The following is a 15,273-nucleotide window of genomic DNA, read 5'->3' as shown; positions in this document are numbered from 1 at the left end:
ACCGGTCAGCCACCGGGCGGGCCCCGCAAAGGACGCCCCGGGATCGCTCCCGGGCCGCCGTGGACAGGTGGCGGCTAATGAGCATAGAATAGGAACATTGTCAAGGATGGCGTAGGGTGGTCAGCCCTTTGGGCATGCTGATCACACTTCCCCGGCCGATGCGCGCTCTTCTCCTCTGCGGCCACGGGGGACGCGGGTTTGAAGCATGCGGCTCATGACAGAGCGCGACCGGCCCCCTCTCCCGAGCGGGAAAGGGTTGGGGTGAGGGATGAGAACTCTCAGGATCGAAAGCGTGATCGATGAGCAGACAGGGCGCGTCTCGTTCGGAGAGTTCTCGACTCTCACCCTTGTCCCTCTCCCGCACGGGAGAGGGGACCCGCACCTCAATTTGCAGAAGGGCGCGCCTGACGAGACCGAAAACCTGTGTCACCCGTAGCCGCAAGGGGGAGAAGAGAGCACGGCGGCGAGAAAGGCTTAACTATCGTACCCCGTGCGGAGAGCGGAAAAACGCTCTCTTTTCGAAGCAACGGCGCCACGCCGGCACCCTCGCGGCCGCGGGCTGGAAAGGCCCGCGGCGCACCGCGCGTCCCCGATACGATCCTCAGATCGCCTGAACTTCCCGCACCTCGGGGAGGAAGTGCCGGAACAGGTTCTGAACCCCGTGCCGCAGCGTCGCGGTCGAGGACGGGCAGCCCGAGCAGGCGCCCTTCATCTCGAGATAGACCACGCCCTCCTTGTAGCCGCGGAAGGTGATGTCGCCGCCGTCGCCGGCCACGGCCGGGCGCACGCGCGTCTCGAGCAGATCCTTGATGGTGACGACCGTGTCGTGATCGGCCTCGTCGTAGAACTCGTCCCCGGCCTCGGTCGCGTCGTGACCGCCCTCGTCCATCACGGGGACGCCGGACTGGAAATGCTCCATGATCGCGCCGAGCACGGCAGGCTTCACCTGCGCCCAGTCGGACCCGTCCTCGGCCTTGGTGACCGAGATGAAGTCGTGCCCGAAATAGACGCCCGAGACGCCCGGGACCGCGAACAGGGCCGACGCCAGGGGCGAGCGGGCGGCAGCCTCGGCGTTCTTCGCCTCGAAGGTCGACTCGGACAGGACGACGCGTCCGGGGAGGAACTTCAGGGTGGCCGGGTTCGGCGTGGCTTCGGTCTGGATGAACATGTTGGCATAACTCCGCTGCGCCGGTTCAAGGCCGGCCGGGACATGCGCCCCAGGGCGCACCTGATCATGTGGACCGACCATCGGATTTTCTCAACCTGCGCGGCCTCCCGCGAGAGTGGACATTCGGCTTCGCGCATCCGAGGACGGGCGCTTCGAGGCAACAGAGGAGCCAGCGGTGACCGTGACTGGGGACGAGATGCGCGTGCAGGATCAGCCGGAGGACCTTCGCGAGACCCGGGCGAAGCTCGACGCGGCCGAGGCCGAGGTCGCGGCCCTCAAGGTCCTGCTCGCCCTGCGCACGCACCAGCACGCGCAAGCCTGGCAGGCCGCGCGGCGCGCGGGCCTGGACCTCGACCACGCGCGGGCCGGGACCGACACTGCAGTTGCGGACGCCAGGATCGTCGCGGATGCCACAGCCGCCCACGGCGAGGTGGTCGCCCGCGCCGAGGCACGCACCGATGCGGTCCGCATCGTTCTCGACGCCGTCCTGGCAAGCCTGCGCGTCTGGGGTTTGGACCGGCGCCGGTTCCAGAAGCGCATCGCCCAAGCCGGCCGCGACGCGCCCGTGGCCGGTCCCGGGGCGGAGCGCCACGCGATCCTCCTCGCCGAGGCCCGGCGCATTCTGGGCCGCACCGAATAGCCGATCCGCAGGGTTAACTGCCCCTTAACCCAGCCCTCCCATCGTCGGTCGCGGGACGGACAGCAGGAGGCCAACGGCATGCAGATCAGCGAACACCACGTGCGCGAATGCGCCTATTTCATCTGGGAAAGCGAAGGCCGGATCCACGGCCAGGCCGCGGCGCATTGGATGCGCGCGGAGACCGAGCTGCACGCCAACGCCACGCTGGCGGCGGCGAGCGTGATCCAGGCCGTCACCGCCGAGAAGGCCGCCCTTCCCGCGTCTGCCAAGGTTGCCGCGTCCAAGTCCGCTGCCCCCAAGTCCGCTGCCCCCAAGGCCGCTGCCCCAAAGGCCGCGACGAAGGCCGCCGCGCCGAAGACCGCGAAGGCGGTTGCGCCCCAGGCTGCCGCCAAGCCGGCGGCGCCGAAGCCCGCCCCCGTCAAGGCCGCCGCGAAGCCGACGGCTCCGAAGCCCGTCCGGGCCTCGAAAGCTGCGGTCACCGCTGGGCTGGCCGCCAAGGCGAAGCCCGCCCGCACCCCGGCGGCGATGCACTGACGCACGCCGCACCGGATTGATTTCAGAAGCCCGTCCCCGACCGGGGGCGGGCTTCTGCCGTTCCGGTGCTTCGAAAGGGAACGGGCCTTCCGCCGCCCCGGTTGTTTGCCCTGAAGCGGGCTGGCCTGCGCCGCAACGAGGCTCGCATGCGCGCTGTCATCTTCGACATCGACGGGACCCTGCTCGACAGCGTCGATCTGCATGCCCGCGCCTGGGTGGAAGCCTTCGCGCATTTCGGCGTGGAGACGGATCAGGGCCACGTCCGCAGCCAGATCGGGAAGGGCGGCGACGAACTGATGCCGGTGTTCCTGCCGCAGGAGCGGATCGAACGCGAGGGCAAGACCATCGAGGCGTTCCGGTCGGACCTGTTCAAGCAGAAGTTCCTGCCCGAGGTGCGGCCGTTTCCCGGTGTCCGCGCCCTGTTCGAGCGGATCCGCGCGGATGGCCTCACGATCGCGCTGGCCTCGTCGGGCTAGGGACCCGAGGTAGAGCGCTACACCGAAATCCTGAAAATCGGCGATCTCGTCGATGTCGCCACCAGCTCGGATGACGCCGAGCGGTCTAAACCGCATCCCGACATCTTCCAGGCTGCCCTGACCAAGCTCGGAGCGGGGCGGTCCGACACGGTCCATGCGGTCGGCGACACGCCCTACGATGCCGAGGCCGCGGGGAAGGCCGGCGTGCCGACGATCGGCGTGCTCTGCGGCGGCTTCCCGGAGGCCGACCTCTCGGCGGCGGGCTGCGTGGCGATCTTCCGCGACCCCCAGGATCTCCTCGACGGCTACGACCACTCCCCGCTGGCGCAGCGTTGACGGGCCGCCTGACCCGCGATGTCTATGCGGCGGCCTGCGCTATCCCCATGTTTCACTCGATCTGTTGCAGCGCGGTGACTCGGCGTGATGCCGGCTACGTAAAATCGCGATAGGGGCTGGTGCGGCTTCGGCAAAAGGCGTAGCCAGCCGCCCGCCAACCTGGATCCTTTCAAAGGACGAGCGCTGCGGATGCCTCAGACACATCAGGCCCAACCGGCGATGCGTTTCGTTCCGGCCGCCAAGTCGCTGCCGGATCAGATCGCCGACGCCGTCGCGTGTCGGTCAACCCCGCTGAGCCACCTGCTGCGCCTGATGGCGGCTCTGCAGGCCGAGGGCGGCGACGAGACCCTGCGCCTGCGCCTGCGCGCCCGGATCGGAGCGCCGCTCAACTCGTGATTGCCGGAGCCTGAGGGCTCACGACCGCCGATGGCGCCGCTTGTGCCGTCGGTGTGCGGCCTTGGCCGGCTGCGCGGCCTCTCCAAGCCGCGCCATGCAGGCGTAGTAGATCTGCTTCCCGATCTCCTCGAGTTCCAGACCGCGGGGGTTGGGGGCCGTGAAGACCCGGGCCCGCGCCTCCAGACGGCAGGCTGCGTCCTCCGGGCTGCGAATCGGGGGTTCGGCCCGGGCGGGACTCACGGCCAGCATCAGGCCGATCAGCGTTCCGAACACTCCGCATGCGGATAAACGCTGTCTTGCCCAAGAATCCGGCATTCCGATCGCGATCCTTACTCCACTCCGATGCCGAACTAGAGCGTTTCGCGCGGCGGTGAACCGTCCGAGACTACAGTCTGCGCGTCCGTCAAGGCACGATCCACAGGCAGCGGCCGGCACCCGCGATCGTCATGCATTCGTAGGGCGCGCCGCCGATCAAAGCCCGCTGCTCGACCGAGCCGATCGTCTTCCGATCGATGCTGCGGCAGCCGGCCTCGCCCTCGACCGTACGGCTCGCGCCGGTCGCGGCGTCGACCCGGCGGGCCGCCAGCAGCGTGTCGCACGCCATCGCCTTGGTCGGGTCCTGCGCTGCGGCGGCCCCTGACCAGAGCAGAACGGCAACGAGCGGACTCATTCTGCACAGCATCGCGCGACCTCTCCAGGGCAGCCGCTCGAATCGGGACGGCCGACGAACAGTCGCAAACGCGGCACGGCGCGCGTCGGTTTCAGACCCTAGGCCCAGATGCGACGACGCCCGCCGGAGGGGCGGGCGTCGTTTCATCGAAACAGCCGAGCCGAAGCGCGTGCGCTCAGCGCTTGACCTTGACGTTGGCCTTTCGCGCCGCGTAGCGCGCGTCGCGCTGGGCCTTCTTGGCGTGAAGTTCGGCCGACTTGCGCTCCTGCGCGGCGGCAAGCTCTGCGACTTCGCGGGCAAGCTGGGCAGCCAGCTCCGTTTCCTCGCGCTCACGCTTCTCTTCGGCGGCCTTCAGCTCGGCGGCGATGCGCGCGGCCTCACGCTCGCGGGTACGCTCCTCGCGCGCCTTCGTGATCTCGGCCCGGGCCTTGGCCTTGGCGATGACCTCCGGATCGTCGGCCGGGGGGCGCGCCTTGAACTTGGCCAGCAGGGCAGCCTTGGCACTCTGGGAGTGCTGGCGGCGGTCGTCGAAATTTCTGTAGTCGAATGCGCTCATCTGACCTTTCTCAGTTCAATACGTTCGACATGCACAGGGACATCCGGCCACGCCGGTGCGGGACCTCTCGTCTGCAGATCCCGATGCCGTCCTCGGACCTCGGAACCATGCCGACCCATCGGCTGTACCGATGGTTCGACCCGAACGCTCAGCGGACGCCGCAGCGCTCGGGTCGAACCAAGGTTTGAAAACGGTTAGCCTTTAGCCGGAGCCCCGGCGGCGATGCAATCGTGGGAACACGTTCGGCCCGCTGACACAGCGACAATCCACACCGTCTCTGTAAGAGTCTCACCCGGCGATGCAGAAAAACATCAAGCGCCGGTGGCAACGGACGCCTCAGCGAGTGAGAGGCCAGTATGGCACCGCGCTGTCCGTAAGATAGGACGGGTCCGAGGAGGCGGCAAGATGACCAACCTGTATTGGCCGTCACCCTGACAGACGGCCCGAGGCCGAGCGCAGGTCATTCGGCATCACGGATCGCGCGCCGACACTCCAGCCGACGTGTTCCCACTGATTCACCTTCACGTGTTGCAACCCTGATTTGCAGCAGCGACAACTTTGCGTCGCCGGGCGGCGCGATCCGATCTGCGGAAGGGCTTCGTGGTGCTTGGGAGCGTCGTACTCGGCCTACGGGTATCGGTGGCGATAGGCCGCCAGGGCTGTGCCTCGGCGCATCACAATCGGGCACGGCTTCTCGATCCAGCACCGACGCGGTCTATCGGGTCGAACTGGCGTTCGCTTCGGCGACGAACGCTATGAGCTCAAGAATGAGGCACCCTGGCGTCCCGAACTGCTCGCTCTCGCTGCCGATATCGCGATGCACAATAATGAGGCACGTGCTCTAAGGCTCCGCCGCCGAACCTGTCGGCACGAGGCCTGCTAAACCCAGCCACGCTGATCCCAGTGCCGAATTGAGCCGCGCCATGCCCGAACCCGTACCGTCATCCGCCGCCGCGTTCGATCCGGAGGCCACCATCGCGGCGACCGCGCCGCTTCTCGGCATCGCCATCGACGCCGGGTGGACGGCTGCGATCGCGGCCAATCTGCGCGTCCTCGCGGCGGCGGCGACGCTGCTGACCGAATTCCCGCTCCCCGATGCGGTCGAGGCCGCGCCGAGGTTCGAAGCGTGAGCGCGGCGCCTCCGATGGATGCGGCGTCGATCGCCGCCGCGGTCGCCAGCCGGCGCAGCACCGCGCGGGACGTGGTTGCGCAGACCCTCGACCGGATCGCGCGGACCGACGGTCGCGTCAACGCCTTCACCGACGTGCTCGCAGCCCGCGCCCTGGCCCGGGCCGAAGCCCTCGACGCCGCCCTCGGTGAAGGCGCCACTGCCGGACCGCTCGCGGGCGTGCCGTTCGCGGTCAAGAACCTCATCGACGTCGCGGGCCTGCCCACCCGGGCGGGCGCGAAGATCAACCGGGCGCATCCGCGGGCCCAGCGGGACGGCGCCCTGGTGCGCCGGCTCGAGGCGGCCGGGGCGATCCTCGTCGGGGCGCTCAACATGGGCGAATACGCCTATGACTTCACCGGCGAGAACATCCACGACGGGGACGCCCACAACCCGCACGCGCTGGATCACATGACCGGCGGCTCATCCAGCGGATCCGGGGCTGCGCTGGCTGCCGGAATGGTGCCGCTGACGCTGGGCTCGGATACCAACGGCTCGATCCGGGTGCCCGCCGCGTTCTGCGGCTGTTTCGGGTTGAAGCCGACCTACGGCCGGCTCAGCCGCGCCGGGAGCTTCCCCTTCGTCGGAAGCCTCGACCATCTCGGGCCGATGGCCCGCAGCGTCGCCGATCTCGCCCTAGCGTACGACGCCATGCAGGGCCCGGATCCGGACGATCCCGTGGCGACGACCCGCGCAGCCGAGCCGGTCCTGCCGGTTCTGGAATCCGGCATCGACGGCCTGCGGATCGCGGTGGCGGGCGGCTATTTCGCCCGTGGCGGCGATCCGGACGCGTTCGCCGCGGTGGCGCACGTCGCCGAGGCCCTCGGCGTAGACCGGGTGGTCGATCTGCCGGAGGCCCATCGCGCCCGGGCCGCCGCCTACCTGATCACCGCGACCGAGGGCGCGACGCTCCACCTCGACCGCCTGCGCACCCGGCCGGGGGATTTCGACCCGGCGGTGCGGGACCGGCTGATCGCCGGCGCGATGATCCCGGCGCCCTTCGTCGAGCGGGCGCAGCGCTTCCGCCGCTGGTACCGGGACGCGGTGCTCGACCTGTTCGGCGGCCTCGACGTGATCCTGGCGCCCGCCACCCCCTGCCGGGCTCCGAAGGGTGGCCAGACCCACTTCGTGCTCGACGGCGTGAGTCTGCCGGTGCGGGCCAATATCGGCGTGTTCACGCAGCCGATCTCGTTCATCGGCCTGCCGGTGGTCGGCGTGCCGGTCCGGCTGGACGACGGGTTGCCGCTCGGTGTTCAGGTGATTGCCGCCCCCTGGCGGGAGGATCTGGCCCTGCGTGTCGCCCGCCACCTCGAACGGACGGGTGTCTGCAAGGCGCCCATCGCGGAGCTGACCTGATGGTGATCGACGATTTTGCCGTGAAGGCCGAGGTCGAGGCCGCGTTCCGGGCCTACGAAACCGCGCTCACCACCAACGACGTCCCGACCCTGGAGGCGCTGTTCCGGGACGATCCGCTGACCATCCGCTACGGTATCGGCGAGAACCTCTACGGCATGGACGCCATCCGCGCCTTTCGCCGCGCCCGCTCGCCCGTGGGCCTGGAGCGCACCCTGGCGCAGACCCAGATCACCACCTATGGGCGCGATGCCGCCACCGCCATGACGCTGTTCACCCGCGCGTCCGCACCCGGGAAGATCGGCCGCCAGAGCCAGACCTGGATGCGCTTCCCCGAGGGCTGGCGGGTTGTCGCCGCGCATGTGAGCCTGATCGACGGCGACTAAGGCGCTCTGCGCCGAAGTGAACACCGGTTCGGAGCACGAGCGCGTTTTGAAAATAAGGGTTTGGTGCTGCGCATCAATACAACGCGCGCACGACACGACGGGAGACCGTAAGCCTTCCGTCCATCCCACCCAATCCCCCTCATCCTGAGGTGCCGGAGCGCAGCGCAGGCACCGAAGGAGGCTTCCAGGGATCGCGCGGCTGGCTGGAGGCCTCCTTCGCGGATCGCTGCACGCGCACCTTAGGATGAGGGGGATTGGGTGGGATCGCTCGTGACCCAGCCGCGGGGTTCTGTCGTGCACCATGGGCAACGCAATCAGTCACCGTTCCAGCTCCCCGGGGCGAGTGGCCGCGGGCTTGCATACGGTCGAGTGTATTCCCGGCCGTCCTGGCCCGGACCGACGCGAGTACCCGATCCAAGATGCTGTCCCGTCTGAGAAAACTCGGCGCCCGTGCGGCGCTGGCCGGCGCCCTGGCGCTCTCCGCGAGCACCGCTGCCCTCGCGCAGGGGACGCTGCGGATCGGCATGACCGCCTCCGACATCCCGCTGACCACAGGGCAGACCGACAACGGCGGCGAGGGCATGCGCTTCCTCGGCTATACGGTCTATGACGGGCTGATCAATTGGGACCTGTCGAGCGCGGAACTCGCCTCCGACCTCGTGCCCGGGCTGGCCACCAGCTGGGCCGTCGATCCCGCCGACAAGACCAAGTGGACCTTCAAGCTCCGGCCCGGCGTGAAATTCCACGACGGGTCCGACTTCACCGCCGACGCGGTGGTGTGGAACCTCGACAAGCTCCTGAAGGCCGACGCGCCGCAATATGACCCCCGCCAGTCGGCGCAGGGCAAGACACGCATCCCGGCCGTGGCAAGCTACCGCGTGGTCGATCCGTTGACGGTGGAGATCACCACCAAGGCGCCGGACGCGACGCTGCCTTACCAGATCGCCTGGATCATGATGTCGTCGCCTGCCCAGTGGGAGAAGCTGGGCAAGTCCTGGGACGCCTTCGCCAAGCAGCCCTCGGGCACCGGCCCGTGGAAGCTGACCCTGTTCGCCCCGCGCGAGCGCGCCGAGATGGTTCCGTTCAAGGAGTACTGGGACAAGGACCGGGTGCCGAAGCTCGACAAGCTGGTGCTGATCCCGCTGCCCGAGGCCAATGCCCGGACCGCGGCGCTCCGCTCCGGCCAGGTCGACTGGATCGAGGCGCCCGCGCCGGATTCCGTGGCCTCGCTCAAGGGCGCCGGCTTCACCATCGTCACCAACGCCTATCCGCACAACTGGACGTGGCACCTGTCGCGCATCGAGGGCTCGCCCTGGAACGACATCCGGGTGCGCAAGGCCGCCAACCTCGCCATCGACCGTGATGGGCTCAAGGAATTGCTCGGCGGCCTCGCCATCCCCGCTAAGGGCTTCATGCCGCCCGGCCACCAGTGGTTCGGCCATCCGACCTTCGACGTGAAGTACGATCCGGAGGCCGCCAAGAAGCTGCTCGCGGAAGCCGGCTACAGCCCCGCCAAGCCGCTGAAGCTGAAGGTCGCGATCTCGGCCTCGGGCTCGGGCCAGATGCAGCCGCTGCCGATGAACGAGTTCATCCAGCAGAACCTCGCCGACGTGGGCATCCAGGTCGATTACGAGGTGGTCGAGTGGAACACGCTGATCAACATCTGGCGGGCCGGCGCCAAGGCCGAGATCTCCCGCGGCGTCTCGGCGATCAACTATTCGTACTTCATCCAGGATCCGTTCACCGGCTTTATCCGCCATCTGCAGTGCAATTTCGCTCCGCCGAACGGCACAAACTGGGGTTATTATTGCGACCCCGCGATGGACAAGCTGTTCGATCAGGTCCGCAACACCTTCGACAAGGCCGAGCAGACCAAGGTCCTGGAGAAGATTCACGAGAAGTACGTTGACGACGCGCTGTTCATCATGATCACGCACGACGTCAATCCGCGGGCGATGAGCCCCAAGGTGAAGGGCTTCGTTCAGGCGCAGAACTGGTTCCAGGACTTTTCGAAGATCACCATCGCGACGGCGGGGCGGTAGCACCAGCGCCACCGTCTCCCTCCCCCCTCTGCGGGGGAGGGTGCCGAGCGGAGCGAGGCGGGAGAGGGGAGCGACGGTGCAGGATGAGGCCCCGGCCTTCATGAAGGTCACGGCTATTCCTGAAGCCGGGTTCCCCTCTCCCGACCCCCTTCGGGGGCCACCCTCCCCCGCAGAGGGGGGAGGGAGGTTCGGCGGCGACGATAGATCTAGCGGCCAAAAGGCAAACAATGCTGCTCTACACCCTCAAACGACTGGTCTCCGCCACACCCGTGGCGTTCGGTGTCAGCATCGTGTGCTTCCTGCTCGTCCATCTCGCGCCGGGCGATCCGCTGAGCGCGATCCTGCCGGCCGACGCCACCCAGGCGACCATCGACGAGATGCGCGCCGCCTACGGGTTCGATAAGCCGCTGCCGGTCCAGTACGCGATCTGGCTCTGGCACGTGCTGCACGGCGATCTCGGCATCTCGATCGCCACCGGCCGACCGGTGCTGGGCGAGGTCAGCCGCGCGGTGGTCAACTCCCTGATCCTCGCCTCCGTGGCGACCGTGATCGGCTTCACCTTCGGCACGCTGTTCGGCTTCGTGGCGGGCTATCACCGCAACTCGCTCGCCGACCGGGCGGCCTCCGCGCTCTCGGTCTTCGGCGTGAGCGTGCCGCATTACTGGCTCGGCATGGTGCTGGTGATCGTGTTCTCGGCGACGCTGGGCTGGCTGCCGCCGACCGGCGCCGGGCCCGACGGCTCGGGCAACTGGCGGCCGGATTTCGACCACCTGCGCTACCTGCTCCTGCCCGCGATCACCATGTCGGTGATCCCGATGGGCATCATCGCCCGCACGGTCCGGGCGCTGGTGGCCGACATCCTGTCCCAGGATTTCGTCGAGGCCCTGCGCGCCAAGGGCATGGACGAGCGCGGCGTGTTCAAGCACGTCGTGCGCAACGCCGCTCCGACCGCGCTCGCCATCATGGGCCTGCAGCTCGGCTACCTGCTCGGCGGCTCGATCCTGGTCGAGACCGTGTTCGCATGGCCGGGCACAGGATTCCTGCTCAACGCCGCGATCTTCCAGCGCGACCTGCCCCTGCTGCAGGGTTCGATCCTCGTGCTGGCGATGTTCTTCGTGCTGCTCAACCTGCTGGTGGACGTGATGCAGACCGCCCTCGACCCGCGCATCGAGCGCGCCTGACCCGGAGGCCATGATGACCGCGCCCGTCACCGCCGCCTCACTGGCCCTCGATGGCGGCGTGCTCGCCGTCGACGACATCGCCCCGGAGGCCGCCTTCGCGCCGTCGCGCGGGTTCTGGGGCCATGTCGGGCACCGGCTGGTGCGCGACCCCGTCGCCATGGGCGCCGGCGCCGTGATCCTTCTCGTGGTCCTCATCGCGATCCTGTCGCCCTGGATCACCCCGATGGATCCCTACAAGGGCTCCATGATCCGCCGTTTGAAGCATGTCGGCGACGCGACCTACTGGCTGGGCTCCGACGAGCTCGGCCGCGACATGATCAGCCGGCTGATGCTGGGCTCGCGGCTGTCGCTGTTCATCGGCGTCACCCCCGTGCTGATCGCCTTCGTGATCGGCTCCGGCCTCGGGATCCTGGCCGGCTACGTCGGCGGCTGGACCAACACGATCCTGATGCGCACCATCGACGTGTTCTTCGCGTTTCCCTCGGTCTTGCTGGCGATCGCTCTTTCCGGTGCGCTCGGCGCGGGCATCTTCAACTCGATCGTCTCGCTGACCTGCGTGTTCGTGCCCCAGATCGCCCGGGTGGCCGAGAGCGTCACCACCGGCATCCGCAGGCGCGACTACATCGACGCCGCCAAGCTCTCGGGAGCCTCGGCGCTGACGATCATGCGCGTGCAGGTGCTGGGCAACGTCGTCGGCCCGATCTTCGTCTATTCCACGAGCCTGATCTCGGTCTCGATGATCCTGGCCTCGGGCCTGTCGTTCCTCGGCCTCGGCGTGCGCCCGCCGGAGCCCGAATGGGGCCTGATGCTCAACACCCTGCGCACCGCGATCTACGTCAATCCGGTCGTCGCCGCCCTGCCGGGCGTGTGCATCTTCGTCGTCTCGATCGCCTTCAACCTGTTCTCGGACGGCCTGCGCGCCGCCATGGAAATCCGCCAATGACGGGGATTCGCCAGTGAGCGTCATCCCGGACGCCGCCGATCCGTTCGCCCGCGACCGCGGCGGACCCGCCCAGCCGCTCCTGTCGGTCTCGGGGCTGATCAAGCACTTCCCGGTCCGCAAGGCCGGCGGCAAGAAACAGGTGGTCCGCGCCGTCGACGGTGTCGATTTCGACGTCCTGAAGGGCGAGACGCTCGGCATCGTCGGCGAGTCCGGCTGCGGCAAGTCCACCACCGCCAAACTGCTGATGGGCCTGATCGAGCGCGATTCCGGCACGATGCTGTACGACGGCCAGGCGATCGGCGAGCGCGCCATGCCGTGGCGGGCCTATCGCCGCCAGGTCCAGATGGTGTTCCAGGACAGCTACGCGTCGCTCAACCCGCGCATGACAGTGGAGCAGTCGATCGCGTTCGGCCCCAAGGTCAACGGCGTGCCGGGGCGCGAAGCGGTGGAGCGCGCCCGCGCGCTGCTGGCCCGGGTCGGCCTGGAGCCCAAGCGCTTCGCCGGGCGCTATCCGCACGAGATCTCGGGCGGCCAGCGCCAGCGGGTCAACATCGCCCGCTCGCTCGCCCTGGAGCCGCGACTGGTGCTCCTCGACGAGGCGGTCTCGGCGCTCGACAAATCGGTGGAGGCGCAGGTGCTGAACCTGCTCCTCGACCTGAAGGCCGAGTTCGGCCTGACCTACATCTTCATCAGCCACGATCTGAACGTGGTGCGCTTCATCTCCGACCGGGTGATGGTGATGTATCTCGGCCGGGTCTCCGAGATCGGCCCGTCCGACACCGTACTCGACGCCCCGGCCCATCCCTACACCGAGGCACTGCTCGCCTCGATGCCCTCGCTCGACCCCGACAACCGCACGCAGGCGGCGCTGCTGGCCGGCGACCCGCCGAATCCGATCGACCCGCCCTCGGGCTGCCGCTTCCATCCCCGCTGCGCCCTGGCCGAGGGCGTCTGCGCCGAGACCGAACCGCCGCTCGATCCGATCCGGCCGCTGCACCGCGTCGCCTGCCTCGCCCGACAGCCCGGGTCCGGCCATTCCGCGGCACCCGCCGCGGCGCTGGCCGCATGAGCACGCCGATGTCCTCTCCAGAACCCGCCGTCGCACTCAAGGACCTGCGCGTCGCCTTCGGCAAGGTTCAGGTCGTCGACGGCGTCGACCTGACCGTCGAGCGCGGTCAGGCCCTGGCGCTCATCGGCGAATCCGGCTCCGGCAAGAGTGTGACCCTGCGGGCGATCCTGCGCCTGTTCCCGGAGGGGCGCAGCCGGATCGAGGGCGGGATCCTGGCCGCCGGCAAGGACGTGCAGGCGCTGACCAAGCGCCAGCTCGCCGATTTCCGCGGCGGCGACGTCTCGATGATCTTCCAGGAGCCTCTGCTCGCCTTCGACCCGGTCTATACGGTCGGCCAGCAGATCACCGAGGCGATCCGGCGGCACGAGACGATCTCCAAGGACGAGGCCCGCAAGCGGGCGCTGGCCCTGTTCGAGCGCGTCCGGATCCCGAGCCCGGAGCGGCGGCTCGACAACTACCCGCACGAGATGTCGGGCGGCATGCGCCAGCGGGCCATGATCGCGCTGGCGCTGTCCTGCCACCCGCAGGTGCTGCTGGCCGACGAGCCCACCACGGCGCTCGACGCCACGGTGCAGATCCAGGTGCTGCTGCTGCTCCGCGAACTCCAGCGCGATCTCGGCCTGTCGATCGTGATCGTCACGCACGATCTCGGCGCGGCGGTCGAGGTCGCCGACCGGATCGCCGTGATGTACGCGGGCAAGATCGTCGAGACCGGCACCGCCCATCAGGTGGTGCTGAACCCGCACCACCCCTACACGATCGGCCTCCTGCGCAGCCGCGCGGAAGGAGCGCTCGCCAAGGGCTCCCGGTTGGAGACCATCCCGGGCAGCCCGCCGGATCTCGCGAACCGGCCGCCGGGCTGTCCCTTCGCGCCGCGCTGCTTCCTGGCGGAGGAGCGCTGCCGCCGGGAGATGCCGCCGGTCGCCGCGATCGCCGCCGGCCACGACGTCGCCTGCTGGCGCACCGCGGAAGCCTCGGCCGCCTACCGCGCCGGGCCGACTCCGGTGCGCGCCGCGGAGCCGGTCCCGGCCTGACCTCGACGCCTGCGCGCGGAGTCTTTATCCGGCTTCGCGCGGCCCGGTTGTGGGCCGTCCGGGCGTGCCGATGAGCCAATCCTCCTCCGAGATCCTGCTCGTTCCCCGGGGCGAGGCCGGCCATTTCCTGCCGGCCGCGCTCGGCTGGATGGGCAAGCCGATCACCGTGACAGTCGATCCGGGCGCGGCGCGCCACGTCCTCTGCCTGCCGGTGCTCGATTTCGTCCGCCTGGGTTTCCCCGAGGCCAACGGGCGGCTCGATCTCCTCACCCCCGGCGATGTCGAGACTCTGCGCACCGGGCGCGCGGCGCTGCTGCTCGATCTCTCGAACGAGGGCCCGGGCCTGCACGCCCCGACCTTCGAGGCGCTCCACCGCAACCTCGACGGCCTCGGCATCCCCCGCGACGGGGTCGTGCTCGTGTCCCAGAACCACCTGTTGCGGCTGGATTACGAGCGGCTTTACGGCGAGGGCCTGCGCTTCTGGACGTTCGAGTTCTTCCCGCTCCAGGTCGCCCTCTGGCTCGACGCGGAAGCGGGCCCGCGCCTCTTCCCGCAGCACCCGCTCGATCGCACCAGCTATGCACCGTTCGCGCGGGGCGCGGGTCCGGCGCGCTTCCTGTGCCAGAACGCGGCCCTGCGCTGGCACCGGGTGCTGCTCTACCGCTGGTTCCAGCTCAACGGCCTGGACCGCGACGGTGTGATCTCCTTCCACGGCATCGGCACCGACAACCCGAAGGCGGGCGGCATCGACGTGTTTCACAGGCCGCCGGAGATCGAGGCCGCCTTCGGCCCGCTGCTGGCCGATATGGCGACCTGGATCCCCCGCCGGGCCCAGCGGATCGACGCCGACCGGGGCACCGACATGGTGATGACCCTGGACACGCGCGCCTACGCCGATTGCGACCTGACGGTGATCTCGGAGACCGACTTCTTCGAACCGGGCGTGGAGCGGATCACCGAGAAATCCCTGAAGGCCGCCGCGACCGGTCTGCCCTTCGTGATGGTCGGCGCCCCGCGCGCCGTGGCGCGGCTCTCCGAACTGGGCTTCCACACCTTCGAAGACCTGATCGACCACGGCTACGACCCGATCAGCGACCCGATCGAACGCCTGCCGCAGGTGTTTCGCGCGATCGAGCGGGCCTGGACAGACTGCAAGGCGGACCGCCCGGCCTGGCACCGCCGGGCGCGGGAGCAGACCGAGGCGAACGTCGCGCATGCGCGGAGCGGTCTGCTGCGGCAGCTGGATCGCGTGATGGTCGCGCCCCTCGTCGCGCGGCTGGCCCGGTTCGCCGAAACCGGCGCGATCGTGTCCTGAACGGGC

Annotated in this window: 16 protein-coding genes and 1 pseudogene; 13 read left to right on the top strand and 4 right to left on the bottom strand. The window is 69.1% G+C overall.

Translation table 11 applies throughout. The features are described 5' to 3' along the window. Positions 1 to 601: 601 nt before the first annotated feature. Complete coding sequence (locus tag OXS49_RS04740; RefSeq protein WP_267422269.1) at positions 602 to 1,168, bottom strand: NifU family protein; 567 nt, start codon at positions 1,166 to 1,168, stop codon at positions 602 to 604. A gap of 175 nt (positions 1,169 to 1,343) precedes the next feature. On the opposite strand from OXS49_RS04740, the gene OXS49_RS04735 reads away from it, so the two are divergent. The 4 genes and pseudogenes from OXS49_RS04735 (at position 1,344) to OXS49_RS04720 (ending at position 3,550) form a co-directional block, all read left to right on the top strand. Continuing rightward, positions 1,344 to 1,808: an atp-dependent helicase gene (locus OXS49_RS04735; RefSeq protein WP_243999386.1), complete on the top strand. Its 465-nt coding sequence runs from the start codon at positions 1,344 to 1,346 to the stop codon at positions 1,806 to 1,808. Positions 1,809 to 1,886: 78 nt separating this feature from the next. Beyond that, positions 1,887 to 2,342, top strand: coding sequence for a DUF2934 domain-containing protein (locus OXS49_RS04730; protein ID WP_267422267.1), 456 nt, complete (start codon positions 1,887 to 1,889; stop codon positions 2,340 to 2,342). Positions 2,343 to 2,488: 146 nt separating this feature from the next. Then, positions 2,489 to 3,154 (top strand): annotated as a pseudogene (locus OXS49_RS04725) (HAD family hydrolase). A 189-nt stretch (positions 3,155 to 3,343) separates the two neighbouring features. Next, the gene (locus tag OXS49_RS04720) at positions 3,344 to 3,550 is read left to right on the top strand and encodes a hypothetical protein (protein WP_243999380.1); all 207 of its coding nucleotides are present in this window, start codon (positions 3,344 to 3,346) and stop codon (positions 3,548 to 3,550) included. Between the two features lie 18 nt (positions 3,551 to 3,568). Here the strand turns inward: OXS49_RS04720 and OXS49_RS04715 are convergent, their stop codons facing one another. From OXS49_RS04715 to OXS49_RS04705, 3 genes are all read right to left on the bottom strand, one after another. Then, positions 3,569 to 3,823, bottom strand: a complete 255-nt coding sequence (locus OXS49_RS04715; RefSeq protein WP_267422265.1) for a hypothetical protein — start codon at positions 3,821 to 3,823, stop codon at positions 3,569 to 3,571. A gap of 130 nt (positions 3,824 to 3,953) precedes the next feature. After that, the gene (locus OXS49_RS04710) at positions 3,954 to 4,220 is read right to left on the bottom strand and encodes a hypothetical protein (protein ID WP_243999376.1); all 267 of its coding nucleotides are present in this window, start codon (positions 4,218 to 4,220) and stop codon (positions 3,954 to 3,956) included. Between the two features lie 175 nt (positions 4,221 to 4,395). Continuing rightward, a complete protein-coding gene (locus OXS49_RS04705; protein WP_243999374.1) occupies positions 4,396 to 4,776 on the bottom strand; it encodes a DUF6481 family protein in 381 nt (126 codons plus the stop codon). 923 nt (positions 4,777 to 5,699) lie between these two features. On the opposite strand from OXS49_RS04705, the gene OXS49_RS04700 reads away from it, so the two are divergent. The 9 genes from OXS49_RS04700 to OXS49_RS04660 all read left to right on the top strand — a co-directional run bounded on the left by OXS49_RS04700 (position 5,700) and on the right by OXS49_RS04660 (position 15,267). Beyond that, positions 5,700 to 5,906 (top strand): DUF4089 domain-containing protein, encoded by a 207-nt coding sequence (locus OXS49_RS04700; RefSeq protein ID WP_243999372.1) that lies wholly within the window; start codon positions 5,700 to 5,702, stop codon positions 5,904 to 5,906. A gap of 14 nt (positions 5,907 to 5,920) precedes the next feature. Continuing rightward, positions 5,921 to 7,300 (top strand): AtzE family amidohydrolase, encoded by a 1,380-nt coding sequence (locus OXS49_RS04695; RefSeq protein ID WP_267422286.1) that lies wholly within the window; start codon positions 5,921 to 5,923, stop codon positions 7,298 to 7,300. Next, positions 7,300 to 7,683 (top strand): oxalurate catabolism protein HpxZ, encoded by a 384-nt coding sequence (gene hpxZ, locus OXS49_RS04690; RefSeq protein WP_267422259.1) that lies wholly within the window; start codon positions 7,300 to 7,302, stop codon positions 7,681 to 7,683. The genes OXS49_RS04695 and hpxZ overlap by 1 nt, the downstream gene beginning before the upstream one ends. Positions 7,684 to 8,102: 419 nt before the next feature. After that, complete coding sequence (locus OXS49_RS04685) at positions 8,103 to 9,725, top strand: ABC transporter substrate-binding protein (protein WP_267422256.1); 1,623 nt, start codon at positions 8,103 to 8,105, stop codon at positions 9,723 to 9,725. 227 nt (positions 9,726 to 9,952) lie between these two features. Then, on the top strand, positions 9,953 to 10,906 hold the full coding sequence (locus OXS49_RS04680; RefSeq protein ID WP_243999366.1) for an ABC transporter permease: 954 nt from the start codon (positions 9,953 to 9,955) through the stop codon (positions 10,904 to 10,906). A gap of 13 nt (positions 10,907 to 10,919) precedes the next feature. Next, positions 10,920 to 11,849, top strand: coding sequence for an ABC transporter permease (locus tag OXS49_RS04675; RefSeq protein ID WP_243999364.1), 930 nt, complete (start codon positions 10,920 to 10,922; stop codon positions 11,847 to 11,849). Positions 11,850 to 11,862: 13 nt separating this feature from the next. Next, positions 11,863 to 12,918, top strand: coding sequence for an ABC transporter ATP-binding protein (locus tag OXS49_RS04670; protein WP_267422252.1), 1,056 nt, complete (start codon positions 11,863 to 11,865; stop codon positions 12,916 to 12,918). Positions 12,919 to 12,926: 8 nt separating this feature from the next. Next, positions 12,927 to 13,952, top strand: a complete 1,026-nt coding sequence (locus tag OXS49_RS04665; protein WP_267422250.1) for an ABC transporter ATP-binding protein — start codon at positions 12,927 to 12,929, stop codon at positions 13,950 to 13,952. Positions 13,953 to 14,022: 70 nt separating this feature from the next. Beyond that, a complete protein-coding gene (locus OXS49_RS04660; RefSeq protein ID WP_267422248.1) occupies positions 14,023 to 15,267 on the top strand; it encodes a hypothetical protein in 1,245 nt (414 codons plus the stop codon). The last annotated feature ends 6 nt before the right edge of the window (positions 15,268 to 15,273 follow it).

The organism is Methylobacterium sp. GC_Met_2, from assembly GCF_026540795.1.
Taxonomy (GTDB): domain Bacteria; phylum Pseudomonadota; class Alphaproteobacteria; order Rhizobiales; family Beijerinckiaceae; genus Methylobacterium.
The sequence above is the reverse complement of the archived record's forward strand: the minus strand, read 5'-3'. Positions and strand labels throughout refer to the sequence as shown.

Coding starts and splice junctions, on each gene's coding strand:
- OXS49_RS04740 (WP_267422269.1), bottom strand. CDS start 1,168: ATGTTCATCCAGACCGAAGCCACGCCGAACCCGGCCACCCTGAAGTTC.
- OXS49_RS04730 (WP_267422267.1), top strand. CDS start 1,887: ATGCAGATCAGCGAACACCACGTGCGCGAATGCGCCTATTTCATCTGG.
- OXS49_RS04720 (WP_243999380.1), top strand. CDS start 3,344: ATGCCTCAGACACATCAGGCCCAACCGGCGATGCGTTTCGTTCCGGCC.
- OXS49_RS04710 (WP_243999376.1), bottom strand. CDS start 4,220: ATGAGTCCGCTCGTTGCCGTTCTGCTCTGGTCAGGGGCCGCCGCAGCG.
- OXS49_RS04705 (WP_243999374.1), bottom strand. CDS start 4,776: ATGAGCGCATTCGACTACAGAAATTTCGACGACCGCCGCCAGCACTCC.
- OXS49_RS04700 (WP_243999372.1), top strand. CDS start 5,700: ATGCCCGAACCCGTACCGTCATCCGCCGCCGCGTTCGATCCGGAGGCC.
- OXS49_RS04695 (WP_267422286.1), top strand. CDS start 5,921: ATGGATGCGGCGTCGATCGCCGCCGCGGTCGCCAGCCGGCGCAGCACC.
- hpxZ (WP_267422259.1), top strand. CDS start 7,300: ATGGTGATCGACGATTTTGCCGTGAAGGCCGAGGTCGAGGCCGCGTTC.
- OXS49_RS04685 (WP_267422256.1), top strand. CDS start 8,103: ATGCTGTCCCGTCTGAGAAAACTCGGCGCCCGTGCGGCGCTGGCCGGC.
- OXS49_RS04680 (WP_243999366.1), top strand. CDS start 9,953: ATGCTGCTCTACACCCTCAAACGACTGGTCTCCGCCACACCCGTGGCG.
- OXS49_RS04675 (WP_243999364.1), top strand. CDS start 10,920: ATGACCGCGCCCGTCACCGCCGCCTCACTGGCCCTCGATGGCGGCGTG.
- OXS49_RS04665 (WP_267422250.1), top strand. CDS start 12,927: ATGTCCTCTCCAGAACCCGCCGTCGCACTCAAGGACCTGCGCGTCGCC.
- OXS49_RS04660 (WP_267422248.1), top strand. CDS start 14,023: ATGAGCCAATCCTCCTCCGAGATCCTGCTCGTTCCCCGGGGCGAGGCC.